This is a genomic window from Streptococcus gallinaceus, from assembly GCF_040545695.1.
Taxonomy (GTDB): domain Bacteria; phylum Bacillota; class Bacilli; order Lactobacillales; family Streptococcaceae; genus Streptococcus; species Streptococcus gallinaceus.
Genome location: NZ_JBEPMK010000004.1, coordinates 121,645 through 148,092 on the forward strand (window position 1 = coordinate 121,645; position 26,448 = coordinate 148,092).

The window sequence follows — 26,448 nt, forward strand, 5'->3', positions numbered from 1 at the left end:
TTCCTCTATTTATTGTAAACCAGCACGTCCGTGACAGTTTTTGAATTTTTTACCAGATTCGCATGGACATGGATCATTGCGGTCAACACCTTCAAAAGTTGGTGTAGCGACAGCTTGAGCTTGTCCTGGAATGATATTCTTAACTGCAGTTGTATGTGCCTCTTGGCTTGTACGTTCACGTTCAATATTGTCATGAATTTGTGCTTTCATCATGAGACGAGTAACGTCAAACTCGATAGCCCCAATCATGTCATTGAACATCGTAAAGGCTTCTGATTGGTACTCAACAACTGGGTTGTTTTGAGCGTAACCACGAAGGCTAACTGCATTACGCAATTGGTCAAGTGCGTCGATGTGGTCTGTCCATTTATTGTCTACCACGCGGAGAATCAAGACTTTTTGGAACTCACGAACGCGCTCTTCTTCACGTAATTTTGCAATTTGACTATCATAAACAGCAACTGCACGTTGGAAGAGGTCATTTTTGATTTGATCATCTGTTTTGCCTTCCAAGTCAGCACGGCTGATTGAATCTTCTGCCACCAAATTAACTTGGGCAAATTTCAGAATAGCATCAATGGCTTCATCGCGTTTACTCGCCTTGTGCCCATCTACCTGACGGTCGATTGTGCGCTTAATCATGCCCTTGATTTCAGGAGCAAGGTTACGGTCAGCGGTAATCACATCATGACGCTGGCTGTAGATGATTTCACGTTGCTCACGCATGACATCGTCATATTGAAGAATTTGTTTACGAGAATCGTAGTTATTTCCTTCAACACGCTTTTGTGCACCTTCAACTTGGCGCGTCAACATACCTGACTTGATAACAGATTCTTCTTCTGTCAGATTCATACGCTCCATAAAGGTTTTGATGCGCTCTGAACCAAAACGTTTCATCAAGTCATCTTCCAATGAAAGATAGAATTGTGACTCACCTGGGTCACCTTGACGACCTGAACGTCCACGAAGCTGATTGTCAATACGACGGCTTTCATGGCGCTCTGTACCAATAACACAAAGTCCGCCAAGTTCACGAACGCCAGGGCCTAACTTGATATCCGTACCACGACCAGCCATGTTGGTTGCGATTGTAACCGCACCACGCTGCCCAGCATTCATGATGATTTGAGCTTCACGGAAGTGATTTTTCGCATTAAGTACTTCGTGCGGAACTCCTGCCGCTACTAAACGTTTTGAAAGGAGGTCTGATGTTTCAACCGCAACAGTACCAACCAAGACAGGTTGCCCTTTTTCGTAACGAGCTTTTACATCCGCCACAACTGCATTGAACTTGTATTCCAAACTTGGGTAGAGCAAATCTTCGTGGTCAACACGCGCAATTGGCTTATTGGTTGGGATTTGTACTACACGGATGTTGTAGATTTCACGGAACTCTTCTTCCTCAGTTTTACCAGTACCCGTCATACCTGACAATTTTTTATACATACGGAAAAGGTTTTGGTAGGTTACTGAGGCACTTGTTTTCGATTCATTTTGAACAGGAACGCCTTCTTTGGCTTCAATCGCTTGGTGGAGGCCATCTGAGTAACGACGCCCTTCCATTGTACGACCTGTAAATGGATCGATAATCATGACTTCTTGCTCATCATTGACCAAGTAATCAATGTCGTAAATCATGATGTAGTTAGCACGAAGCGCATTATCGATAAAGTGCGTAAGAGCTACGTTTTCGATGTCGTACAAGTTGTTCAAGCGGAAGAACTTTTCAGCTTTATCAATACCTGAATCTGACAAACCAATCGCTTTTGATGACACATCAATAATGTAATCATCCTCAGCCAATGACTTCACAAAGCTATCTGCCATGAAGTAAAGTTGGTTGGTTTCAGAATTTGTCGCACCTGATACGATGAGCGGTGTACGAGCTTCGTCAATCAAAACAGAGTCTACTTCGTCGACCAAGGCATAGTTCAATGGACGTTGTACCATGTCTTCCGCACGAACAACCATGTTATCACGCAAGTAGTCAAAACCAATTTCTGAGTTGGTTGAATAAGTGATGTCACAGTTGTAGGCTTCACGTTTTTCAAATGATGATTTGGCTGCCAAGTTAATTCCGACAGACAAGCCCAGCCAAGAGTAAAGCTCACCCATTTCAGTCGCATCACGAGTTGCAAGGTACTCATTGACCGTTACAACGTGGACGCCTTCGCCTGCAAGGGCATTCAGGTAAACGGGCATAGTCGCCGTCAAGGTTTTCCCTTCACCCGTACGCATTTCTGGTACATCACCGTGGTGAAGAACGATACCACCCATGATTTGGACTGGGTAGGGGTACAATCCCAATACACGTTTTGAAGCTTCGCGTACTACCGCAAAAGCTTCGTAAAGTAAATCATCTAGACTTTCGCCTTTTTGGTAGCGTTCTTTAAATTCTGCAGTTTTTGCTTGCAAGGCTTCATCTGACAATGCAGCCATTTGGTCTGCAAAGGCGATAACCTTGTCTGCCATTTTTTCTAACTTTTTTAACTCACCCTTGTCGTTTTCAACAAGAGAACGTAGGATATTTTTTGCCATCATATACTTCCTAATTTTATTTCAGTTCAATACCCTATTTTACCACAATGATAGGATTTTTTCAAGGAAGCACGTGCATTTATTAGGCATGGCTAGCAATCATTTCCAGTTCTCCATCAAATGTCCATCCCTCCACAGTTGCAGGTAGGATAAAATGTTGACCTTTTGTCAGTGGATAAGTTTCCCCATCAACTGTCAAGGAACCTTGACCGGACAAAACACTTACTAGCGTGTAATCAGCCGTCTTTTTCATCTCAACCGATCCTGAAACCTGCCATTTATAAACCGTGAAGAAGGCATTGCTAACAAAAGTAGTCGCTTGCAGATTGCCCACAGAAATAGTATCTGGGTAAGAATTCGCCACGGGTCCAATCGTCATCACATCAATTGATTGCTGGATATGAAGCTCACGGAGATTACCCGCATCGTCGCGACGATCAAAATCATAAACACGATAAGTCGTATCGCTAGACTGTTGCGTCTCCAAAATCATAATGCCTTTTCCAATCGCGTGCATGGTTCCGCTCGGCACATAGAAAAAGTCACCTGCCTTGACCGGTATGTGCGTTAGCAAATGGTCCCAATCTTTTGCATCAATCATAGCCGCTAATTCTTCGCGCGTCCGAGCATTGTGCCCGTAGATAATCTCGGCACCTTCGTCAGCAGACAAGATATACCAACACTCGGTCTTCCCTAACTCTCCTTCATGCTCCATACCATATTGGTCATCCGGGTGAACTTGAACACTTAACCAGTCATTGGCATCCAGTATCTTGATCAACAAAGGGAAAACAGGCTCTTGGCTATTTCCAAAAAGAGCTGGCTCATTTGCATAGAGTTCGTCTAGTTTACGACCGGCAAACTCCCCATTTTCAACAATAGAAACACCATTTGGATGAGCAGATACGGCCCAATATTCCCCTACCTTGTCACTTGGTAAATCATAACCAAACTCGGTAGCTAAACGACTACCACCCCAAATTTTTTCTTGCAAGACTGATTTTAAAAATAACGGTTGTGCCATCACAATCTCCTTTAAACGATGATTTCTTACTGCCATCATACCAAAAAGCACCTGCTTCGTAAATGAAAAGCTGGCCTTTCTAGACCAGCTCCTATCATTTGTTGAATTTATTCTGAAATTTGTTTTGCAAGTGCAAAGTTACCGAGTGTAGCAGAACCATTTTCAGCAACTGCCGATGTCACGATGTATTCTGTCACATCTGGTGTTGGCAAGTAGCCATTCATCAAAGAAGTGAATTTTTCACGAACACGACGTAACATGTGCTCTTGCGCCATAACGCCACCACCGAAAACGATGACTTGTGGACGATAAAGCAAGGTCGCTTGAACAGCAGCTTGGGCAATGTAATAAGCTTGTACATCCCACACATCTGAATTTTGCTCGATCAACTCACCACGAATTCCTGTACGAGCTTCCAATGAAGGACCTGCCGCTAAACCTTCTAAACAGCCATTGTGGAAGGGACATACACCGTTGAATTCACGTGCTTGGTCCTGCGGATGCAAGGCTACATAAGTATGCCCAGCTTCAGTATGACCCAAGCCTCCGATAAATTCACCATTTTGAATGGCACCTGCTCCGATACCTGTTCCAATCGTATAATAAACCAGGCTACGCACGCCTTTACGAACAATGGTTTCACCAAATGCAGATGAGTTTACGTCTGTCGTAAAGTAGAAAGGAATTTTAAATTTTTTTGCAATTAAACCCAACAAATCAACGTTTGACCAGTGAGGTTTTGGTGTGGTTGTCACATAACCGTAAGTTGGTGAGTTTTGGTCAATATCAATTGGACCGAAAGAACCAATCGCAACTCCTGCCAAGCGGTCTTCATAGCGCTTGAAAAACTCGACCGTCCGCTCAATTGTCTCATAAGGTGTTGTTGTTGGAAATTGTGTTTTTTCGACAACCTGAAACTCCTCATCACCAACTGCACAAACAAATTTTGTCCCACCAGCCTCAAGGCTTCCATATAATTTTGTCATCTTTCTCTCCTTGTTTTAATCTTGCTCCATTATATCACATTTTGTAACCGTTTTAAACAATAGAAAAAGGCTTTCGCCCTTTTCTATTTCAGTTTTTTATCACCTTATTTTACAACTTTAATAAAGTCAGCACCGTGTGCAACTATACCTGATACAAGTCCATCAACTGTTGTAAAGTCAGCTGTATTTGTCACGATGATCATAGTTGTGTCATCCAAACCAGCTTCAGCAATTTTCGCTGCGTCAAATTTAGCTATTGGTGTACCCGCAGTGACTTTATCACCAGCTGCGACCAATTTTTCGAAACCGTTACCGTTCATAGAAACTGTATCGATACCGATGTGAATCAACAATTCTGCACCTGAAGCAGTTTTCAAACCGTAGGCATGACCTGTTTCGAAAGCAATGGTTACTTCAGCATCTGCTGGTGCATAAACAACACCTTCAGAAGGTTTTACAGCAAGACCTTTCCCCATAGCTCCTGATGAGAAGACTGGGTCATTTACATTTTCGAGAGCAACTACGTCGCCTGAAAGTGGTGAAATCAATGTTTCTTCAGCAAGTGTTGCAACTGGAGTTACAGCTACTTCTTCTTTTTCATCAGCTTTCACTTCATCTTCATAACCAAACATATATGTCAAGACAAAGGCAAGAGCTGTTGTGGCAAGAACCATGATAACGTATTTAAGAACTTGACCATTGAGGTAAAGAAGGGTACCAGGGATGATGGTAATACCAAAGCTTGTACCTGCAAGGTTCATGATATTTGCCAACCAACCACCGAATGCACCTGCGATAAGACCCATTACAAATGGTTTACCGTAACGCAAGTTAACACCGAAGATAGCAGGTTCAGTAATTCCGAGACCAGCTGAAAGTGCTGCTGGGAATGCAAGAGCTTTTAGTTTAGGATTTTTTGTTTTCACACCAACCGCAAGAGTTGCACCAAGTTGTGCCGTCATAGCAGCTGTGATAATTGCGTTCAATGGGTCCGCACCTGTTTGTGTTACCAAGTTAGACTCAAGCAAGTTGAAGATGTGGTGAACACCTGTGACAACGATAACTTGGTGAACACCACCAAGGATAAGTCCGCCCAAGCCGATTGGCAATGACAACAACCAAGTTGTAGCAATTTCAACACCAGACTCAACTTGGTGGAAGACAGGTCCGATGATAAAGAGTGCCAAGACTGACATTACCAAGAATGTCAAGAATGGTACCAACAAGAGGTCCAATACATCTGGAATTTTTTTGTGCAACCATTTTTCCAACTTAGCACCAAGCAAACCTACGAAGAAGGCTGGAAGCACTGAGTTTTGGTAACCAACAACTGGGATAAAACCAAAGAATATAAGTGGTTTCGCATCACCTGATGCCACAGCCCATGCATTTGGAAGTGCAGAGTTAACCATCATCAATCCCAAGACAAGACCAAGCAGTGGATTTCCACCAAAGACTTTAAAGGCTGACCAAGCAATCAAGGCTGGGAAGAAGGCAAAGGCTGTATCTGTCAACACCACAGTATAAGTGTAAAATTGTGAAGCAGAGAATGCTTTTGCTGTTGTACCAAACAAAGCAAGAACTGTATCGTTATTGATTGCTCCACGGATACCCATGAAGAGACCAGTTGCTACGATAGCAGGAAGCAATGGAACAAACACGTCACCGAATGTACGGATAGCACGTTGGAACCAGTTACCTTGTTTGCCAGCTTCTTCTTTTTGCTCATCTTTTGATGCAGTAGGCAAGCCAAGCGCTGCTACTTCATCATAAATTTTGTTTACTGTACCAGTGCCAAAGATAATTTGGTATTGACCTGAGTTAAAGAAAGCACCTTGTACTTTCTCGATGTTTTCAACAACATCTTTATCGATGATGGACTCATCTTTGACCATGACACGAAGGCGAGTTGCACAGTGCGCTACACTACGCACGTTTTCAACGCCACCAATTGCGTCAATGACCTGTTTTGCAATTTCAGTGTTTGAAGCCATTTGCAAAATTCTCCTTAAATAATTTTTTATATCTCTTGAAAGTGTTTTCACATCTTTCTACGTTCTCCATTATAGCACAATAAAAAAATATGTCAAACGTTTTGCAGAAATTTATTTTTTAATGGGTAAATCATTGATTTTTAGCCTGAAAACGTTTAATATAAAAAGTGACATATTTGACAGAAAACAGAAATAGGAGACACCATGAATTTACCAACTGAAGTCCGCTATCGTCCATATGCTGATTGGACAACTGAGGAAAAAGAAAAAATTGCTGCAAATGTTGCCAATTCTCCTTGGCATGCAAGCTACCATTTAGAACCAAAAACTGGTCTACTCAACGACCCAAATGGTTTTTCCTACTTTAATGGGAAATTTCAACTCTTCTACCAAAACTGGCCTTTTGGCGCAGCACATGGGTTGAAACAATGGATCCACACTGAGTCCGATGACCTAGTTCATTTTACAGAGACCGGTGTCAAGCTTTTACCTGACCATGCACACGATAGCCACGGTGCCTACTCAGGCTCGGCTTATCAGATTGGCGACAAACTCTTCCTTTACTATACAGGGAATGTCCGCGACGAAAACTGGGTTCGCGATCCACTTCAAATCGGAGCTTGGATGAACAAAGAGGGGCAAATCGAAAAATTTAACCAAGTGCTGATCCAACAACCTGAAGATGTAACAGAACACTTTCGCGATCCACAAATTTTTGATTACAAAGGACAATTTTACGCTATTGTCGGCGCACAAAATCATCAAAAACACGGCTTCATCAAACTCTATAAAGCCGTCAATAACGATGTTAAGCATTGGGAATTTGTTGGCGACCTTGATTTCGGTGGAACAGGTTCTGAATACATGATTGAGTGCCCTAACTTGGTCTTCGTTGATGAAAAGCCTGTACTACTTTACAGCCCTCAAGGTTTGGACAAGTCTGAACTCAACTACGACAATATCTACCCAAACACTTATAAGATTTTCCAAAGCTTTAATCCCGAAGAAGCTAAGTTAGTCGGCGGAACAGACATCATCAACCTCGACTACGGTTTTGAAGCTTATGCGACTCAAGGTTTTAACACAGAGGATGGTCGTGCTCTAATCGTTAGCTGGATTGGTCTTCCTGATGTGGATTACCCAACTGACCGCTACGACTATCAAGGCGCTATGAGTTTGGTCAAAGAACTTTCCATCAAGGAGGGTAAACTCTATCAAAATCCTGTCAAAGCCATGAAAAATCTCCGTTCCAGCCAAGAAACTTTCGGAGATAAGAATACAACAAATAATTGCTATGAGTTGAACTTGACGATTGCTGAAAATAGCCAAGCTGAATTGGTCCTCTTTGCTGACCAAAAAGGAAATGGACTAGCTGTTACAATCGATACTAAAAATGGAAATGTGCTGATTGACCGCTCAAAAGCAGGCGAACAGTACGCGATTGACTTCGGTGTGACACGCAAATGTAGCATTGATACTGCTGAAACAAGTGCTCGTATCTTCATTGACAAATCTATCTTTGAAATCTTCATCAACGGAGGTGAAAAAGTCTTTACCGGACGTGTTTTCCCAGGCGCTGACCAGTCAGGCATCCAAGTCCTATCTGGCAATGTGACCGGAACTTACTACGAGTTGACTTACTAATATGGTTGCAAAATTAACAGACGTTGCAGAGTTGGCAGGGGTTAGTCCGACCACTGTCTCTCGCGTTATCAACAAAAAAGGCTATCTTTCCCAGAAAACCATCGACAAGGTCCAGGCTGCTATGCGGGAACTAGGCTACAAGCCCAATAACCTCGCTCGGAGTTTACAGGGAAAATCCGCCAAACTAATCGGACTGATTTTTCCAAATATCAGTAACATTTTTTACGCCGAACTGATTGAGCGCTTGGAAATTGAACTCTTTAAAAAAGGCTACAAGACCATCATTTGCAACAGCGAAAGCGATCCAATCAAGGAACGCGAATACCTGGAAATGCTGGCTGCCAATCAGGTTGATGGAATTATTTCTTCCAGTCACAATTTGGGAATCGATGATTACCAACGCGTTGAGGCTCCTATTGTCGCCTTCGACCGTAATCTCGCTCCAAATATTCCGATTATCTCTTCTGATAACTTTGAAGGTGGAAAATTAGCCGCCCAAACCTTGGAAAAAAATGGCTGCAAACGAATTATCATGATCACCGGAAATGATAACTCCGAATCTCCGACCGGACTCCGACAGTTAGGATTTTCCTATCATCTGGGGAAAACCATCCCTGTCGTCAAGGTTCCCAACAACCTTTCTAACCTCCGTCGGGAAATGGAAATCAATTCAATCATTGGACAATACGAGCCAGATGGTATCTTTGTCTCAGATGATTTAACCGCCATCTTAACTATCAAAGTCGCTCATCAACGTGGGCTTTCTATCCCCCAAGACCTCAAAATTATCGGTTATGACGGAACAGAATTTATCCAAAACTTCTACCCTCAGCTGGCAACCATCAAGCAGCCGCTTGGAGAAATCGCCAACCTGACTGTGGAAGTCCTCTTGAAAAAAATCGCGGGTGAAAAGACAAATCGAGACTACGTTCTCCCTATCGCTCTCCATCCTGGAAACAGCATCTAAAAAAGCGTCCCTATCGGGAACGCTTTTTTAGATTTTAGGAGAACTATTTATGCACGACGGTCAATGTTTAGCGGCTATATCAGCCAATTCTTTCATTTTGAGTTTCATTTCTTCAACTAAATCTTTCAATGCTTGAGCATAGGCTGGCTCACCCAACTTAGCATCTATACGTGAATCAAGGATAGCTGCTTCTGCCAATAGCCGCTGGATTTGTTCCCAGTTTTCAGAATACTCACGTTGAACCAAACTATTTTTCAAAGCTCGGTATTGCTCTTGAATGCTATAGCCCGCAGACTTAGCTTCTGCCGCAGTTTTTAAATCTATGGCAAGAGTGACTAGCTTATCAGCTACTGCGTTCAAGCCAGCTTGACCTTGACCATTTGCCGCGAGAGTATTCATAGCTTCTGTCACTGCTTGATCAAAGGTAGCAACTGCTACTGTGAAACCAGCTTTTTCAGCCTCTGAACGAGCTGTCGCCACCATTTTAGTAGCTTCGGTATACTTTACATCATCTACTTTCCAACCAAGCACTTGAAACTCAGATAGATATGGGACTCCGTGTCCTTGAGTTTCCTTGATGAGGAATTTGCAGAAGCGAGCTACTGTATTCACAGCTTGGCCTTCTATCACTTTCCCATCCTTCACTTCAGCAACTTGCACCCAGTCTTCTTCCTTCAAGTTGGAAATATCTGTCACAGATGCATCTTTTGGAACCAAGAAAATTGCTTCTTTAACGATATTTTCTGAACGATCGAGACCGCCAATTTCTTGCGCATTTATCAGGCGAATATAACGAATATCTGATAATCCACCCAAATCAAGTGTAAAGTCACTGGTTTCTTGGTAGGAAGTGTATTCGGTTGACTTATCATTGTCGAGTGCTTTTTTAATTACCCCGTCCATATCATAACCCGCATTAACAGGCTTAGCTTCTAGACTCAGGTTGGTCATCACTTTTTGACCAGAACCGACCTGAACTGTCATCCGGTGAACTTCTTGACCTTCATGGAACACATGAACAGTATATGTTTCATTTTTATCCGTTGGAATTGTCCAGCTCGTCCCTTCTTCTAGGTTCGAAGTGTAGGTGACAAGACTGTGGTCTTTGTAACTCGCTGCAAATTGCTCATAGGCCCAGCTTGGGTCCACAAATGGTTTCCCTGCGACTGTCAGCTCCTTGTAGTTTGCAAAGTCAGAAGCCTTTCCAATCGGATAACCGACTTTTGTGACACTGCCAAAAACAGATTCTTCTTGAATATTGTAACCCGCATCGCTGATTGGCACTTGCACCTCTGTTTGCGCATAAGTCCTTGGTAAATAACCTTTGGGTTGCTGCTGTTCAAATAATGTTGATGACGCTACGTCCCCTGGATTATTCTTTGTAACAGTGGAAATGAGGATTTCAAGTCCCTCTTTATCACCTGCAAAGTCAAATTGATTCTTAGACAAATCAAATTTTTTCAGGCTCACCAAATCTTGGACACCAAGCTCAGAAAGATCTTCCAAATGACAAGATGGTAATTCTAACACTTCCAGACCAGTCATATGGCTCAATTTAATCTGACCATTTTTTCGGACAGACCCTGGCAAATCTTGACTTCTCAGACTTTTCAGCTCATTCAAGCCCGACAACTCGATACTGGCTGCATGACTTAATTTTTCCAAACCAGCCAAATCCTTTATCGCAAGATTTTCCAGTTTCAATATCTTATCAAAAAGCGCTAAATCCCCTCGATAAAGACCGGCTTGAGACTTCACCGCCTCCAACAAAACAGGATCACGAAAATCAGATGCATCAATCTCATCATATCGATCATCCTTCATCATCAAGGCTTTCAACGCTCTCGAAATCGGATAATCGGTGTGGACAATCTTATCTGTTTCTGGATCAGCAGCTCCCTTCTTGCCACCTCTTGGATGGCCCACACCATCACGGTCAAGTGCATAAGAGAAGATTCCACCTTTCAATCCTCCCGTCTTAGGCTGCCAAGTCGCATATTTTTGAGCCCGTGTCCCTTCGATACTTTGAGCAGATTCTGGGTGGCTCGAATCATAATTGTTAATATCTCCCCAGCGATTTGACCTATCATTTTCTTCATAGAAGGAGAAGCCAATCAGAAATTGTCTTGGCTCAATGTATTTCCGATACCCCTCCCAGTCTTTATTTAAATTTCCAAAGTCATCTCCATTTGACTTTTGTGAACCATAATATTGGCGCAAAACCAGGTCAAGAGAGCCTGCAACTGTCACAAAAAGAGGATTTTTTTCAACAGAAAGAGTCGTATCCATGATTAAGAGCTTAGAAGTATCTTCACCCGATTTACCAATCAACTTCGTGATTTCTTGGAATACAGCTATAGCCCGCGCCAATTCTTCTTCTGTAGTTAGATTATGCGTAATATCATAATCTTCTCGCTCAACATCAATATCCAAACCATCAACACCACGGTCGTAGACGTATTTTTGCACCAAGGCCTTAGCAAGAGCTTTATTGCCCTCCTCATCATTTGCAAATGATTTGGCAAAATCACTCTTTCCTGTCAACTCTTTGACACCAATGGTTTGGACAACTGCTGTGCCCTGCGCATGCATCTTTGGAATATACTGAGTTTTTAATGTATTCCAGAAAGGACTTTGCGGATGAGTCCAGTCTTCGAATATAAAGAGCACATCAACTCCAGCCGGTACTTCTTCAATCGAGTTCGGACGATTAAAGGATTCATTTTTCTCCTTGTCGGTCGCCGCCTTGTCATGCCATGTCCGGAAATAGCCTCCGTAAATTGGCCCACGGGCACCTGCACGAATTTCTGATACGATTCTTGCTGCGCGACTATCTTGGTCTTGAGCATAAACCACACTTGGTTCCAGACCTGGGATAGGTAGCCTTCCGACTACCTGCAAGGATGCTGTCGCCAAAATAGCTGTACAAGCCAATCCAACTACACACTTGGTTAGATGACGTTTATCCATGTTATCCTCCTTGGATATTTATGATAGAACTGACGAAACCGCCATTTATTTGTAAGCGATTTCATTTTTAACGATTCAAGTATAACAGCAGTCCATTCCTTTTAAACATACAGAAAATATAGATTCTATGATACAAAGTCAAGAAAAATGTCTTATTTTTATATTATTTTATCCCGTCATTGTTTTGAAAACATCTCGAAATATCCCTGTAACTATAATATTTTTACTTTTATATTTCTAATTTAACACAATCTATCAAAATAAAGTTTTAATTTTATTATAAAAAACACTCCCGAATAGGAGTGTTTGATTATTCTTCAGTAACAAAATGAGTCAAGACGCCATTGATAAACTTAACAGATGCTTGGTCTGAAAAATCTTTAGCCAACTCAATCGCTTCATTGACAGCAACACGCGCAGGTGTTTCATCAAAATAACGCGCTTCATATAAGCCGAGACGCAAGATGCTCTTGTCAATCGTCGTCAAGCGGTCCAAAGTCCAACCTGATTTCAAATACTGACTGAGCTCTTTATCCAGCTCTTCACGGTGTGCATCCACACCTGTTACTAGATTGAGTAAAAAGAGCGGAATTTCCACTTCTCCTTCTACCTCTTCCTTATCGTAAAGGTAAGAAAATTGTGCTGCCTGCAAGGGATCTTGTCCAAACTCAAGGGACACAATTGCCTGCAAGGCACACTGGCGCAGGTATCTTCTCGAATCTTTATTCTTCATCGAGGAAATCCTCACCGAATAAGTCTTTCAATTCTGGTTTTGGTGTTTTTTCTGGAACAATACCGTCCACATGAACATTCACAGTAGCTACCGTTACTTCAGCATAGTTATGGATAGCCGCTTTAACTGCTTTTTGGATGTTCATTGATACTGTAGGAACATTGACACCGTATTCCAAATAAACATAGATGTCTGCTGTCACAACACCTTCTTCATCTGTACGAAGGTAAACTCCGCGATTAAGAGCTGTTTTTGACAAACCATCTGTAATATTTTTGTTGTGAAGCGAATGCACGCCTTCCACTTTAGCAGAAGCGATACCTGTAATAACTTCTAACACGTGTGGTGCAATAACGATCTCACCAAGGTTCTCTTTTGACATAATTTTTCCTTTCTTCCATTTCCACCTAACCGGTGAAGTAAGCGAGGATTAAGCGCGTGAAACGTAAGTTCCTTCAGCAGTATTGATAACCAATTTTTGACCTGCTTCGATAAAGTCTGGTACGTTTACCACAAGACCAGTTTCCAATGTAGCTGGTTTTCCTGAGCCTGTAACAGTTGCACCTTTGATAGATGGTTGTGTTTCAGTAACTGTCAATTCAACAGTTGTTGGTACTTGAACTCCGATCACTTCTGTTCCGTAGAATTGGATTTTCACTTCTGAATTTTCCAAGATGTAAAGCAATTCTTGTTCTACGTTTACAGTTGGAATTTCGTATTGCTCAAAGCTTTCAGTATCCATGAAGTAAGCAATATCATCCATTTGGTAAAGGTAAGTTGCCACGCGAGTTTCGATGATGGCTTGGTCAAATTTTTCATCTGGACGGTAAGTTGTATCAAATGTTGAACCAGTACGTACATCACGCAATTTCATACGCATGATGGTATTTCCTTTACCTGGTTTGTGGTGGCTAGCTTCCAATACGCGGAGCAAACGGCCATCGTCCGTTGTGAACGTCATACCTGATCTTAATTTACTTGCATCTACCATGTGTAGTCTACCTCTTCAAAAATTTATTATTCGTTCTATTTTATCATAGAACTGGATTTTTCTCAAATCTTTCATACAAAAAGACCGACAAAGTCGGCCTGATTTTTATTTCAAAACAATCAATTCTTTGGGTGCATTTGTCAAGACTTCACAGCCTGTTTCTGTAATCAACAGGTCGTCTTCAATGCGAACGCCGTATTTATCAGGCAAGTAAATCCCTGGTTCATCTGTTATCACATAACCAGCTTTAAGTGTTTCATCCGAATTGCCAAAATAGGGAATTTCGTGAATATCCAAACCAATACCGTGCCCAATACCGTGCGTAAAGTAATCGCCATAACCTGCATCTTTGATAATGGTACGTGGAACACCATCAAAATCTCGATAAGTCATCCCAGCCTTAGCTTGCTCAATCAAAGCTTTATTGGCACGCAGGGTAACATCATAAATCTCCCGTTCTTCATCTGTAACCTGACCAATATGAATAGTCCGCGTCATATCACTCACATAGTGCTGGTAATAGCAACCAAAATCAAAGGTCACAGTCTCACCCGCCAAGATGAGCTTGTCGCTAGCACGTCCATGAGGCATAGCAGAGCGATAACCAGATGCGACGATAAACTCAAAAGAAGCCCCATCTGCCCCCAATTGACGCATACGAGCATCTAGGAAATGATTCACAGCCATTTCTGTCGTTTGACCTGGCTTGATAAAGTCCAGAACATCGACAAAGGCTTGGTCTGAAATGGCACAAGCTTTCCGAATCGTTTCAATCTCGACTTGGTCTTTCACCATCCGCAGTTCTTCGATGAAGTTGGTCTGTGCTGCTAGCGTAACTCCTGGGAAATTGGCTTGTAGCCCTTGATAAAATGAGAAGGTTACTTCACTTTCAAATCCAATTTTTTCCAACTTGTCCGCAGCTACAAACTTAGCAACTTCCACAAGTGGCGTTCGTGTTTCGATGATGTCAAAGCCCTGTACATTTTCTTTCGCAATCAATGTATAACGTGCATCTGTCAAAAAGAGACGGCGTGTTTTTGAGATGAAAACTGTACCAGCAGTTCCCCAAAATCCAGTTAGATAGTAAATATTATTTTGTCCCGTGACCAAAAAACCATCCAAATCTGTCTGTGCCAACTTGGTGCCAAAACGTGCTAGTCGATCTGCTAAATGTTGTTTCATGCCAACTTCTCCTATCTTTTTACTAGTTGTACTCCTTGAAAACCGACCTATGTTAAACTGCGCCTTGTTCTACATCGGCACCGTTTATTTTTGATTTTCATTGAGTATTATTGTAGCACGATTATCTAGGGAATGGAAGAGGTGGACAACCTCAAATTCCCATTGACAGAACACAAACTACATTTTAAAATAGAAACGTAGATATTTTATTATAATTTTAGGGAGATTTTTATGAAAAAGAACAGCATTTTGACAGTTTGTCTCTACATTGTAGGGATTATCTTGGTCTGTGCTATTGTCATCAAGCTCATGCCTTTCATCTTCGTCGGTGGACTAGCCGGACTTTGGTACAATACAAAGAAAAAGCCCAATCAAAAATGGCGTAATTATTCGATTGTTGCTATCGTCATCGGACTGGTTGGGAGTGCTATTTTCCTCCCATCAACTCAAAAGGAGACAACCACCCCGTCTTCTACCAAAATAACTTCATCCACTACAACCACCACCAAGAAAAAGAAAGCGACACAACAAAATTTTGCTACAAAGCCAAGCGTTGACAAGAAAATTGTCGAAGCGGAAAAAGCAGTAGGCTTGCTCGAGCAAAAAACAAGTCGTGAACAGTATGTTCTTGCAGTTACTGCTCTGAGCAAGGTGACCGATTCACAAAAGAAAGCAGAGTTTCAAACTCGCTTGGAAGTAGCTGAGCAGAAACTCATTGCACAAGAAGCCGAAAAAGCAGTCAAATACCTTGAAGACAATCAATATCGAAACAATGTTGATTCCGCCAATGAAAAAGTGAATAAAGTAGTGGATGAAGCTCTACGTGGTAATCTAACCCAACGTGTCGATGCAGTCGTTAACGCAATCAATATAAAAGAGGAACAAGCTGCCGCGGAGGCTGCCGCACAACAGCAAAATCGAATCGTTTATGTGGCGCGCCAAGGGACGGCCAATGTCTACTGGTACTCTAAAAACAGCATGCCTTCAAACACGAACTGGAACAATGTGGTCGAGATGACAGAAGCTGATGCTATCGCGAATGGAAAACGCCCTTCGAAACGAGAGTAACATACGACGCTACACCCAATAACCCGACACAACTACAAGTACCATCAGACAGCAAAAGCCCGAACATCCGTTCAGGCTTCTTTTTATTCTGCAATATTCAGAGCAGCTTTGATCGCTGCGATTTGTTTTTCAGCATAGGTTTGTGGGTTAGACTTGGCCAAAGCCATCATGGCTTGCGCTTGCTCTGGATGCTGAGCAGCTTGTACCTTCATTTTTCCGACCACGTCCTGCAATTGATTGGCCTGGTCTTCTGTCAATGCCATCCATGTTTTTTGAGGAAGATAGGCGGTCGTTTTTTGTGATACCAACTCACCTTCTTCACCACCGATACCGTAGAGCCATTTCGCCCAATCAGACTTCCACTCATAGCGTTTGGTGGTCGTTTCGACATAAGCTTTCTTCACGTCTGCCAACTCATAACCAGAGGTTTTCTTGACGGCTTCTGAGATTTTTTTCGTATTCGGAATAAAATGCGCAGTTGCATCAGCAGAATCCTTGGCATCACGGTAAACCAAAACTTTGTTATCAGAATCAGTCCCAATTTCTTTGTAAACGATAAATCCGTAAGGGGCACTGGTATTCCCTGTGCTATAAAGGTCCTTCTGGGTTGTTGTTGTCACAATTTTCATACCAGTATGATGGACAAAATGATCCGTCAACAGATAGATGGTCCCCCCTAGTGCTAGCAAAGAAAGAATTCCCAAGCTCACACGAATAGCAGGTTTTGAAATCAGCATCCAGCTAGCAAACGTCGCTAGTGTTGCTAGGATAATCAATAAAACTATCATCTTACGCCTCCCCTTCTTTGGCGATGTGTTTTCCTTTACGAAGGAAATGCGCCACAACGAGACCGATTACTGCAAAAGACAAGCCCAGCGCAAAAGACACATGGAAACCATCCAGACTAGCATCCAGCATTTTCGCTGCGTATTGAAGCGGATTAGCATCTTTCAAGGCTGCTGCAGGTTTGTGGTCATTGATAACATTCTGTGTCACGCTAGACAAGAGTGCAACCACAACTGCAGAAGCGATTTGGCGAACTGTATTATTGGCTGCTGTCCCATGAGCAGCTTCATGAGGAGGTAGGGCACTCATAGCACTAGCTGTCAAGGGCATCATCACCATAGCAATCCCAAACATCCGAACTGCATACAAGAGGGTTACAAAATGAGTAGCGGTTGTTGCTGTCAGATAGATAAATGGTACCGTACCAATTCCCAAAACAACAAAACCAATCATCGCCATCCGGCGAGCTCCGACCTTATCGTAGAACCGACCTGAAATCGGGCTGACAATCCCCATGACCAAAGCCCCTGGCAAGAGAGCTAGCCCTGAATTCATGGCAGACATCCCACGTACATTTTGCAAGTAAAGTGGCAGCATCATCTCCACACCCATCATAGCCATCATCGAAAGGGCAATGGCTACTGTAGTAACTGCGAATTGTTTATTTTTAAAAACGGTCACATCCAAGAATGGTGTCTCCATTTTAAATTGGCGATAGACAAATAACGCAATAACGATCGTTCCGAGAGTAATCGGTGCAACCACATAGGTCATATCCCCCCAGCCGTGAGAGGCTACATTTGTGAACCCCCACAAAAAGGCCCCAAATCCAAGGATTGACAGCAACAAAGACGACATATCCAAGCGAACGTCTTTATTTTCAATAACATCTTTTACCAAGAATGGTGTCAAGGCAAAAGCAATAACCAAAATGACTAGCGGAAGGATAAAAATGGCTCTCCAAGTCAAATCATAGCCTGCCACTGTAAAATCTTGCTTCAAAATCCAACCAGCCAAGGTTGGACCAATAGCCGGTGCCAGACCGACAACTAGACCATTTAAGCCCATCGCCGCACCACGTTGCTCAGCTGGAAAGACGTTGACCATCACCACCTGCATCAGAGGCATGGAAATCCCAACTGCAATGGCCTGGATTATGCGTCCAGCCAAGAACAGCGTCCAGTTTGATGTAGGGGACAATGTCGCCATTAATAAGCCAACAATTAGAATCGCATACGAGGCTGTATACAGCCACTTTGTAGAAAAGCGGGTGGCCAAAAAAGCAGACACTGGTATCATGATGCCATTTGCTAAAAGGAACCATGTTGTAGCTTGCTGGGCTGTGGATAAAGAGATATCAAAACTCTTCATCAAGGTTGGGATAGCTGTACCTAGGCTAGTTTGATTCAACACCCCAGCAAAGGTCGCCACCAAAAGAAGGATAATCATAGCTGTCCTATTGTAAGGTTTTCCATGAATATCATGTGTATCTTTGGTATTCATTTTTTCTCCAATTCTATCTATTCATCATGCTCTTTAAAAATAGTTCTCATGAAAACTATTTATGCACGATTGTTAGTGTATTCTTTTTTTGAAAAATATGCAAGAAAAAAGATTGGAAGCTATCTAACATGCAAAAAACAGCTCGAAAGCTGTTTTTACATGTTCAATTTTGGTTTCAGGTATTGGCCTGTATAGCTTGCAGGATTGGCCGCAACTTCTTCTGGCGTACCTGTAGCAACGATGGTTCCGCCACCAACACCACCTTCAGGTCCTAGGTCAATAATATGATCAGCTGTCTTGATGACATCAAGATTGTGCTCGATAACGAGGACCGTATTGCCATCATCGACAAAGCGTGACAAGACCTTCAAAAGACGAGCAATATCCTCTGTATGCAAACCGGTCGTCGGCTCATCCAAGATATAGAGAGACTTACCAGTTGAGCGTTTATGAAGTTCTGAAGCCAATTTCATCCGTTGAGCTTCTCCTCCTGACAAGGTCGTTGCAGGCTGGCCCAAGGTAACATAACCCAAGCCAACGTCTTGAATAGTCCGCAATTTCCGCTCAATTTTTGGTAGGTGCTTGAAGAACTCTACTGCATCATTGACCGTCATATCCAAAATCTCAGCAATATTTTTTTCCTTGTAGTGAACTTCCAAGGTCTCACTATTGTAACGGCGGCCATGACAGACCTCACACGGAACAAAGACATCCGGTAGGAAGTGCATCTCAATCTTGATAATTCCGTCACCCGAGCAGGCTTCACAGCGCCCACCCTTGACATTGAAAGAGAAACGCCCTTTCTTGTACCCACGAACCTTGGCTTCATTTGTCTGGGCAAATAAATCACGAATATCGTCAAATACACCTGTATAGGTCGCTGGATTGGAACGCGGTGTACGACCAATCGGACTTTGGTCAATATCAATGAGGCGATCCACATGCTCAATCCCCGTTAAGGCTTTGTGCTTGCCTGGTTTCTCCGAATTATTGTTGAGCTTGTGAGCCACCGCCTTCTTGAGAATGCTATTGACAAGCGTTGACTTACCTGAGCCAGACACACCTGTAACAGCAATGAATTTTCCAAGTGGGAAACGTGCCGTCACATTTTGTAGATTGTGCTCTGTCGCTCCCTGGATTTCTAGAAAACGTCCATTGCCAACACGACGTTCTGTCGGCACAGGAATCGTCCGTTTGCCTGACAAATATTGACCAGTGATGGATTTCTTGTTTTTAGCAACTTGTGTTGGTGTTCCAGCAGCAACAATTTCCCCGCCAAAAACACCTGCACCTGGTCCCACATCAATCAGATAATCCGCTGCCATCATGGTATCCTCGTCATGTTCCACCACGATTAAGGTATTGCCCAAATCCCGCATTTTTTTAAGGCTATCAATCAAGCGGTCATTATCTCGTTGATGGAGGCCAATCGACGGCTCATCCAAAATATAGAGAACACCTGATAGGTTGGAACCAATCTGCGTCGCCAGGCGAATCCGCTGACTTTCTCCACCTGATAAGGTACCCGCTGTCCGAGATAAGGTCAAATAATCCAGACCAACATTGCTGAGGAAAGTCAGACGATCCCGAACCTCTTTGACAATCGGCGTTGCAATAGTAGCTTCATTTTCTGACAGTTGCAACTTGGACAAGACTTCCAGATGGTCTGCAATAGACAAGTCTGAAATCTGCCCGATGTGAAGTCCCTCTTGACCACCCACCTTAACAGCCAAGGCTTGGTCATTGAGGCGGTAGCCGTGACAGGCTTGACAGGTCAATTCATTCATGTAAGCACGCATGACATTGCGCGTGTAATCACTATTGGTATCGTGGTAGCGACGATTCACATTTGTCACTACGCCTTCAAAAGGAATGTCAATATCGCGGACGCCGCCAAAATCATTTTCATAGTGGAAATGGAATTCTTTCCCATCCGAGCCATTCAAAACCAAATCCTGCTCTTCTGAGGACAACTTTTCCCAAGGCGTGTCCAAATCAACACCAAATTGTGTCATGGCTTGCTCGAGCATACTTGGGTAATAATTAGATGAAATTGGATTCCACGGTGCAATCGCTCCTTCTCTCAACGTCTTACTCGCATCTGGCACAATCAAATCCGTGTCCACTTCCAGACGCATGCCCAATCCATCACACTCCGAACAAGAGCCAAATGGCGCATTGAAAGAAAAGAGACGAGGCTCCAACTCAGGAACTGTAAAGCCGCAGACTGGACAAGCATAGTGCTCTGAAAACAGCAATTCCTTGCCATCCATGGTATCGATGACCACATAGCCATCCGCTAGACGCAGAGCCGCCTCAACCGAGTCAAACAAGCGAGAACGAACACCCTCTTTAATCACAATACGATCGACAACAATCTCAATATCATGCTTCTTGCTCTTTGACAACTCGGGAACTTCCGTCACGTCATAGACTTTCCCATTGACACGGATACGGACATAACCATCTTTTTGAATTTTTTCAAAAATCGTTTTGTGCTGCCCTTTTTTCTTGCGCACAACAGGTGCCAAAATCTGGAGACGCTGGCGCTCAGGGAGGGTTAAAATCTCATCCACAATCTGCTCAACAGACGAAGCTGAAATGGCTCCATGCCCATTGATACAGTAAGGAGTTCCGACACGGGCATAGAGCAAACGAAGGTAGTCATGAATTTCCGTTGCCGTCCCAACCGTAGAACGAGGATTTTTCGACGTCGTCTTCTGGTCAATTGAAATCGCTGGGCTTAACCCCTCAATCGAATCCACATCTGGCTTTTCCATATTCCCTAAAAACTGACGTGCATAGGCCGACAAACTCTCCACATAGCGCCGTTGCCCCTCCGCATACAGGGTGTCAAAGGCCAAACTGGACTTACCCGAGCCAGACAAGCCCGTCACAACGACCAGCTTATCCCGCGGAATCGTCACATCAATATTCTTTAAATTGTGGGCGCGAGCCCCATGAATTACAATCTTATCTTGCATATTTTCTTTACCTCTTAAACCTCACTATTATAACACATTTTCTATAAAAAACTTTTCCTTTACATCCATTTTTGGTATAATAGGGGATGCGCCTTGTGTGCTAAAATTCAACTGAGGAGGGTCCTGTATGAAGCAAATTTTTCTTTCTACAATTACTGATTTAGAAGAAATCCAAACATTCCAACCAGGTGCTTGGATTAACTTGGTAAACCCTTCCCAGAGCGAGTCAATGGAAGTCGCCGAACATTTTAACATCGACATTACCGACTTACGTGCTCCACTCGATGCGGAAGAAAGTTCCCGTATCGTGGTTGAAGACGACTACAAGCTCATCATCGTTGACGTTCCCATTCTCGAAGAACGCAACAACATGACCTACTACGTCACCATCCCGCTCGGTATTATCTTGACAGAGGATTCGATTATCACTACCTGTCTGGAAAAATTGCCTCTCTTTGATCAATTTATCCATCACCGATTGCGGAATTTCTACACCTTTATGAAATCACGCTTCGTTTTCCAAATTCTCTACCGCAACGCACAACTCTACCTCTCAGCCCTGCGGACCATTGACCGGAAAAGCGAAGAAATTGAAAGTCAACTCCATGAAGCCACAAAAAATGAAGAATTGATTGTCCTCATGGAATTGGAAAAAACCATTGTCTACTTTAAGGCGTCCCTGAAAATGAACGAGCGAATCGTCAAAAAATTATCTGGGTCATCCAGCCTCTTACGCAAGTACGAAGAAGACGAAGACTTGCTAGAAGATACCATGGTCGAAACGCAGCAGGCCTTGGAAATGGCTGATATCTATGGAAACATCTTGAACTCCATGACGCAAGCCTACGCCTCTATCATCTCCAACAACCAGAACACCATCATGAAGACACTAGCCTTGGCAACCATCGTCTTATCCATTCCAACCATGGTCTTTTCAGCCTATGGAATGAACTTCAAAGACAATACCATCCCCTTCAACGACATTCCTCACGCCTTTGAATGGGTCATCTTCGCAGCCTTTGCGATTAGCCTCTCTCTCACCTTCTACTTCATCCGCAAAAGATGGTTCTAGGTCCCCACATAGAAAGACAGTCAAATGGAATTACAAGAATTAACTAAAAAAAATCAAGAATTTATCCACATTGCGACAAGCCAACTCATCCGTGACGGCAAGTCAGACCAAGAAATCAAAGAGCTTCTTGAAGAAGTCCTCCCAACTATCATTGAAAATCAGAAAAAAGGAATTACAGCTCGCGGCCTCTATGGCGCACCTAGCGACTGGGCCAAGAGCTTTACAAAATCAGAGGACAGCAACACTGTTCCTGAAACTAATGACAACCCTTGGCTCATGTGGGTTGACTCTAGCCTGCTCATTTTAGGAATTTTAGGCCTTGTCAACGGCTTGATGAACTTCTTCCATTCTGGAACGCAGTACGGACTTCTCACTTTCTTGACCATCGGATTTGGCGTCGGAGCTGGAATCTATCTCATGTATCACCTCATTTACCGTAACATGGGGAAAGTCGGCCAGCGTCCTAAATTTTGGAAAGCTATTTTCTATCTGATTTTAACGACTCTTGCTTGGTCAATTGTCTTCTTCCTAGCAGCTCTGATTCCAGCAGCCATCAACCCAACCCTATCACCAATCGCTACGATTATCATCGCTGCAATCGCCTTTGGATTACGTTACTACTTGAAAAAACAACTCAATATTCGCAGCGCTATGCAGCCTGTACAATAAAAAAGCAGACCAAACTAGTCTGTTTTTTTTGCATAGTAGTCACTCTTTTTCTCAAAGCAAAAGAAAAAGGTCCATAGGACCTCTTTTTTTAATCTTCGTTTACGAATGGCAAAAGAGCCATAACGCGAGCACGTTTGATTGCTGTTGTTACTTTACGTTGGTTTTTAGCTGAAGTTCCAGTCACACGACGTGGCAAGATTTTACCACGTTCTGAGATGAAACGGCTAAGAAGCTCAGTATCTTTGTAATCAACATATTCAATTTTGTTAGCTGCGATGAAGTCAACTTTTTTACGGCGTTTGAAACCGCCACGACGTTGTTGAGCCATGTTTTTCTCCTTTATAATTTTAATTCAGTCCATCCTTAGAATGGAAGATCATCATCTGAAATATCCATTGGATTGGTTGTACCAAATGGACTTTCTTCGCGTGCAAAGTTTGGTGTAGATTGTGCAGGTGTTTGATAAGATGAATTGTAGTCATTTCCACCAGAATATGAATTCCCAGCGTTGTAACCACCACCTTGACCTTCACGTGCAGTACGACTTTCCAAAAGTTGGAAATTATCCGCAACAACTTCCGTCACGTAGACACGTTGTCCTTGCTGATTTTCGTAATTACGAGTCTGGATACGACCTGTAATTCCAACCAAGGCACCTTTTTTAGCCCAGTTTGCTAAATTTTCAGCTTGCTGGCGCCAAATAACAACGTTAATAAAGTCCGCTTCACGTTCACCATTTTGATTTTTAAATTGACGGTTAACAGCCAAAGTAAAAGTCGCAACAGCTTGGTTTGACGGTGTGTAACGAAGCTCTGCATCGCGGGTCATACGACCAACTAGTACTACATTATTAATCATACACTATCCTTACGCGTCAGTTTTGACGATCATGTGACGAAGAATATCGCCGTTGATTTTTGACAAACGGTCAAACTCGTTAAGAGCTGCATCATCGTTTGCTTCAACATTTACGATGTGGTAAAGTCCTTCGCGGAAATCTTTGATTTCGTATGCAAGACGACGTTTTTCCCAATCTTTTGATTCAACAACAGTTGCACCGTTGTCAGTCAAGATAGCGTCAAAACGTGCTACCAAAGCGTTTTTAGCTTCTTCCTCAATGTTTGGACGAATAATATAAAGAATTTCGTATTTAGCCATTGATAGTTCCTCCTTTTGGTCTAATGACCTACACTCATCGGTGCAGGTAAGTGAGGGATACTCACAAGAAATTATTATACCATAATGTACAAGAAAAGCAAGAAAAAAGCAGGCTAGGGCCTACTTTTCTATTTATTCGACACTGAAAAGATATGGATAAACCGGTTGATTTCCTACGTGAATCTCTACTTCGATATCTTCGAATTTTTCTTCTAAGTCATCTGCAATTTCTTGAGCCAAGTCCTTGCTTCCGTCTTCACCGACGTAGATTGTCACGATTTCACTGTCCTCATCCAACATTTTAGCAAATGTTTTTTCCAAGGTTTCCATCATGTCTGGATTTGACACAACAATTTTTCCATCAACCATACCAAGGTTGTCATTCTCATGAATTTCTAACCCATCAATAGTTGTATCACGAACCGCCGTTGTCACGCTACCGCTTTTCACATCTGCAAGCGATGCTGTCATTGCCTCAAAATTATCTTCGATAGACGCATTTGGTTCAAATGCCAAGAGACTTGTGAATCCTTGAGGAATTGTGCGTGTTTCAATCACTTTAACAGCAACTTCTGCAACCTCTGCTGCCGATTGAGCCGCCATGAAAATGTTTTTGTTATTTGGCAAGATGATAACGTTACGTGCATTAACCAAATCAATTGCTTTAACGAAATCTTCTGTTGATGGATTCATGGTTTGTCCACCTGAAATCACATAGTCAACACCTTGTGATTTGAAGATATCTGTCAAGCCTTCACCTGCTGCGACAGCAATCACTGCATATTCTTTTCGCTCAGCTGGCTTTTGGTAACTATCTTTTTCAAGAACAGCCTCATGCTGATTACGCATGTTGTCCACTTTGACTTTTACCAAGCTACCATATTGAAGACCTGCTTGCATAACAAGTCCTGGATCTTCTGTATGAACGTGAACTTTGACAATCTCATCATCATTGACTACAAGGAGAGAATCCCCAAGGTCGTTCAAGTAGTTACGGAATTCTTCGTACTCGAAATTTTTTACATAAGTAGGACCTTGACGAAGTGCAACCATGATTTCTGTACAGTAACCGTAGGTAATGTCTTCTGTCGCAACGTGTCCTGCTACAGATTTGTGGTGCTCCGCATTGATCATTTCAGTCATAACTGCTGGAGTTGCTTGGAATTCCTCTGAAGCGATGTATTCTCCTGTCAATGCTGACAAGAAACCTTCATAGATATAAACCAAACCTTGACCACCTGAGTCTACCACACCAACTTCTTTCAAAACTGGAAGCATCTCAGGGGTTTTCTTAAGGGCACGATTAGCACCTTCAAGAGTGGCGCGCATCACTTCAACTGCATCATCTGTCTCTTCAGCTTTTTTAAGAGCAGCCGTTGCAGCACCACGAGAAACCGTCAGGATTGTCCCCTCAACTGGCTTCATAACTGCTTTATAGGCAACTTCTACACCATTTTGGAAGGCGTGCGCCAAGTCTTTCCCATCCAATTCAACTTTACCTTTGATTGATTGACCAAAACCACGGAACAATTGTGAAGTAATAACACCTGAGTTTCCACGAGCTCCCATCAAAAGACCTTTTGATAAGATTTGACCAACTTCACCAACTGTTGAAGCAGGTTTATCTGCTACTTCTTTGGCACCGTTTGTAATCGTCATCCCCATATTTGTACCAGTATCTCCATCTGGAACCGGGAAAACGTTCAATGAATTCACATATTCTGCTTGTTTATTCAAACGAGAAGATGCTGCTTGCACCATTTCTTGAAATAAACTAGTTGTAATTTTTGACACAATTATTCTCCTACGACCTTAATATTTTGAATATAAACATTGACAGTATCTGCTGCAATTCCAAGTTGATTTTCAAGATTGAATTTTACACGTTCTTGGATATTGCGAGAAACTTCGCTGATTTTGACACCGTAACTCATGACAGTGTAAACATCAACCGCAATGTTTCCTTCTTCAGTCGTTTTAACAACAACACCTTTGGCATAATTTTCCTTACGAAGGAGGGCCTGAAAATTATCCTTGATGGCTGACTTACTCGCCATACCGACTACACCGAAAATTTCAGTTGTAGCGCCACCGACAACTGTGGCAATCACGTCATCAGTCAATTCGATTTGGCCGTCTTTTGTATTGATTTTAACAGTCATATTTTGCTACCTCA

Annotated in this window: 22 protein-coding genes; 5 read left to right on the forward strand and 17 right to left on the reverse strand. The window is 42.8% G+C overall.

The window, feature by feature from the left end; translation table 11 throughout:
• Positions 1-9: 9 nt before the first annotated feature.
• The 4 genes from secA to ABID27_RS06530 all read right to left on the reverse strand — a co-directional run bounded on the left by secA (position 10) and on the right by ABID27_RS06530 (position 6,545).
• Positions 10-2,541 carry a preprotein translocase subunit SecA gene (gene secA / locus ABID27_RS06515; RefSeq protein ID WP_354281201.1) on the reverse strand — a complete coding sequence of 844 codons (2,532 nt, stop codon included), beginning with the start codon at positions 2,539-2,541 and terminating at the stop codon, positions 10-12.
• A gap of 82 nt (positions 2,542-2,623) precedes the next feature.
• Positions 2,624-3,565 carry a mannose-6-phosphate isomerase, class I gene (gene manA / locus ABID27_RS06520; RefSeq protein WP_253365094.1) on the reverse strand — a complete coding sequence of 314 codons (942 nt, stop codon included), beginning with the start codon at positions 3,563-3,565 and terminating at the stop codon, positions 2,624-2,626.
• A 107-nt stretch (positions 3,566-3,672) separates the two neighbouring features.
• A complete protein-coding gene (scrK, locus tag ABID27_RS06525) occupies positions 3,673-4,551 on the reverse strand; it encodes a fructokinase ScrK (RefSeq protein WP_354281093.1) in 879 nt (292 codons plus the stop codon).
• A 104-nt stretch (positions 4,552-4,655) separates the two neighbouring features.
• Entirely contained in the window at positions 4,656-6,545 is a 1,890-nt protein-coding gene (locus tag ABID27_RS06530) for a sucrose-specific PTS transporter subunit IIBC (RefSeq protein ID WP_354281095.1), read from the reverse strand.
• A gap of 204 nt (positions 6,546-6,749) precedes the next feature.
• Between ABID27_RS06530 and ABID27_RS06535 the strand changes: the two genes are divergently transcribed.
• Together ABID27_RS06535 and ABID27_RS06540 are read left to right on the forward strand one after the other, a co-directional pair.
• Positions 6,750-8,189, forward strand: coding sequence for a sucrose-6-phosphate hydrolase (locus ABID27_RS06535; RefSeq protein ID WP_354281097.1), 1,440 nt, complete (start codon positions 6,750-6,752; stop codon positions 8,187-8,189).
• A gap of 1 nt (position 8,190) precedes the next feature.
• Positions 8,191-9,156, forward strand: coding sequence for a LacI family DNA-binding transcriptional regulator (locus ABID27_RS06540; RefSeq protein WP_253365087.1), 966 nt, complete (start codon positions 8,191-8,193; stop codon positions 9,154-9,156).
• A gap of 60 nt (positions 9,157-9,216) precedes the next feature.
• Here the strand turns inward: ABID27_RS06540 and ABID27_RS06545 are convergent, their stop codons facing one another.
• The 5 genes from ABID27_RS06545 to ABID27_RS06565 all read right to left on the reverse strand — a co-directional run bounded on the left by ABID27_RS06545 (position 9,217) and on the right by ABID27_RS06565 (position 15,032).
• Positions 9,217-12,126: an EndoS/ChiA family endoglycosidase gene (locus ABID27_RS06545; protein ID WP_354281100.1), complete on the reverse strand. Its 2,910-nt coding sequence runs from the start codon at positions 12,124-12,126 to the stop codon at positions 9,217-9,219.
• A gap of 310 nt (positions 12,127-12,436) precedes the next feature.
• Entirely contained in the window at positions 12,437-12,859 is a 423-nt protein-coding gene (gene nusB / locus ABID27_RS06550; RefSeq protein ID WP_354281102.1) for a transcription antitermination factor NusB, read from the reverse strand.
• On the reverse strand, positions 12,849-13,241 hold the full coding sequence (locus ABID27_RS06555; RefSeq protein WP_253365080.1) for an Asp23/Gls24 family envelope stress response protein: 393 nt from the start codon (positions 13,239-13,241) through the stop codon (positions 12,849-12,851). Before ABID27_RS06555 ends, nusB begins: the two co-directional genes overlap by 11 nt.
• 48 nt (positions 13,242-13,289) lie before the next feature.
• Positions 13,290-13,850, reverse strand: coding sequence for an elongation factor P (efp, locus tag ABID27_RS06560; protein WP_253365078.1), 561 nt, complete (start codon positions 13,848-13,850; stop codon positions 13,290-13,292).
• A gap of 105 nt (positions 13,851-13,955) precedes the next feature.
• The gene (locus tag ABID27_RS06565) at positions 13,956-15,032 is read right to left on the reverse strand and encodes a M24 family metallopeptidase (protein ID WP_354281105.1); all 1,077 of its coding nucleotides are present in this window, start codon (positions 15,030-15,032) and stop codon (positions 13,956-13,958) included.
• Positions 15,033-15,263: 231 nt separating this feature from the next.
• Here ABID27_RS06565 and ABID27_RS06570 point away from each other — a divergent pair, with 231 nt between their 5' ends.
• The gene (locus ABID27_RS06570) at positions 15,264-16,100 is read left to right on the forward strand and encodes a hypothetical protein (protein ID WP_253365074.1); all 837 of its coding nucleotides are present in this window, start codon (positions 15,264-15,266) and stop codon (positions 16,098-16,100) included.
• A gap of 83 nt (positions 16,101-16,183) precedes the next feature.
• On the opposite strand, the gene ABID27_RS06575 is transcribed toward ABID27_RS06570, so the two are convergent.
• The 3 genes from ABID27_RS06575 to uvrA all read right to left on the reverse strand — a co-directional run bounded on the left by ABID27_RS06575 (position 16,184) and on the right by uvrA (position 21,373).
• Positions 16,184-16,888, reverse strand: coding sequence for a DUF4811 domain-containing protein (locus ABID27_RS06575; protein ID WP_253365072.1), 705 nt, complete (start codon positions 16,886-16,888; stop codon positions 16,184-16,186).
• 1 nt (position 16,889) lies between these two features.
• Complete coding sequence (locus ABID27_RS06580; RefSeq protein ID WP_354281108.1) at positions 16,890-18,389, reverse strand: MDR family MFS transporter; 1,500 nt, start codon at positions 18,387-18,389, stop codon at positions 16,890-16,892.
• 155 nt (positions 18,390-18,544) lie between these two features.
• Positions 18,545-21,373 carry an excinuclease ABC subunit UvrA gene (uvrA, locus tag ABID27_RS06585; protein ID WP_354281110.1) on the reverse strand — a complete coding sequence of 943 codons (2,829 nt, stop codon included), beginning with the start codon at positions 21,371-21,373 and terminating at the stop codon, positions 18,545-18,547.
• A 127-nt stretch (positions 21,374-21,500) separates the two neighbouring features.
• On the opposite strand from uvrA, the gene ABID27_RS06590 reads away from it, so the two are divergent.
• Positions 21,501-22,445, forward strand: coding sequence for a magnesium transporter CorA family protein (locus tag ABID27_RS06590; RefSeq protein WP_253365061.1), 945 nt, complete (start codon positions 21,501-21,503; stop codon positions 22,443-22,445).
• A gap of 24 nt (positions 22,446-22,469) precedes the next feature.
• Complete coding sequence (locus ABID27_RS06595; protein ID WP_253365055.1) at positions 22,470-23,114, forward strand: DUF1129 domain-containing protein; 645 nt, start codon at positions 22,470-22,472, stop codon at positions 23,112-23,114.
• Positions 23,115-23,202: 88 nt separating this feature from the next.
• Here ABID27_RS06595 and rpsR read toward each other — a convergent pair whose 3' ends face one another.
• The 5 genes from rpsR to ABID27_RS06620 form a co-directional block, all read right to left on the reverse strand.
• The gene (rpsR, locus tag ABID27_RS06600; protein ID WP_049618463.1) at positions 23,203-23,442 is read right to left on the reverse strand and encodes a 30S ribosomal protein S18; all 240 of its coding nucleotides are present in this window, start codon (positions 23,440-23,442) and stop codon (positions 23,203-23,205) included.
• Positions 23,443-23,477: 35 nt separating this feature from the next.
• The gene (locus tag ABID27_RS06605) at positions 23,478-23,972 is read right to left on the reverse strand and encodes a single-stranded DNA-binding protein (RefSeq protein WP_253365054.1); all 495 of its coding nucleotides are present in this window, start codon (positions 23,970-23,972) and stop codon (positions 23,478-23,480) included.
• A 9-nt stretch (positions 23,973-23,981) separates the two neighbouring features.
• Positions 23,982-24,272 (reverse strand): 30S ribosomal protein S6, encoded by a 291-nt coding sequence (rpsF, locus tag ABID27_RS06610; RefSeq protein ID WP_253365053.1) that lies wholly within the window; start codon positions 24,270-24,272, stop codon positions 23,982-23,984.
• Positions 24,273-24,404: 132 nt separating this feature from the next.
• Positions 24,405-26,066, reverse strand: coding sequence for a DAK2 domain-containing protein (locus ABID27_RS06615; protein WP_354281113.1), 1,662 nt, complete (start codon positions 26,064-26,066; stop codon positions 24,405-24,407).
• A gap of 2 nt (positions 26,067-26,068) precedes the next feature.
• Positions 26,069-26,434 (reverse strand): Asp23/Gls24 family envelope stress response protein, encoded by a 366-nt coding sequence (locus ABID27_RS06620; RefSeq protein ID WP_222347130.1) that lies wholly within the window; start codon positions 26,432-26,434, stop codon positions 26,069-26,071.
• Between the last annotated feature and the right edge of the window lie 14 nt (positions 26,435-26,448).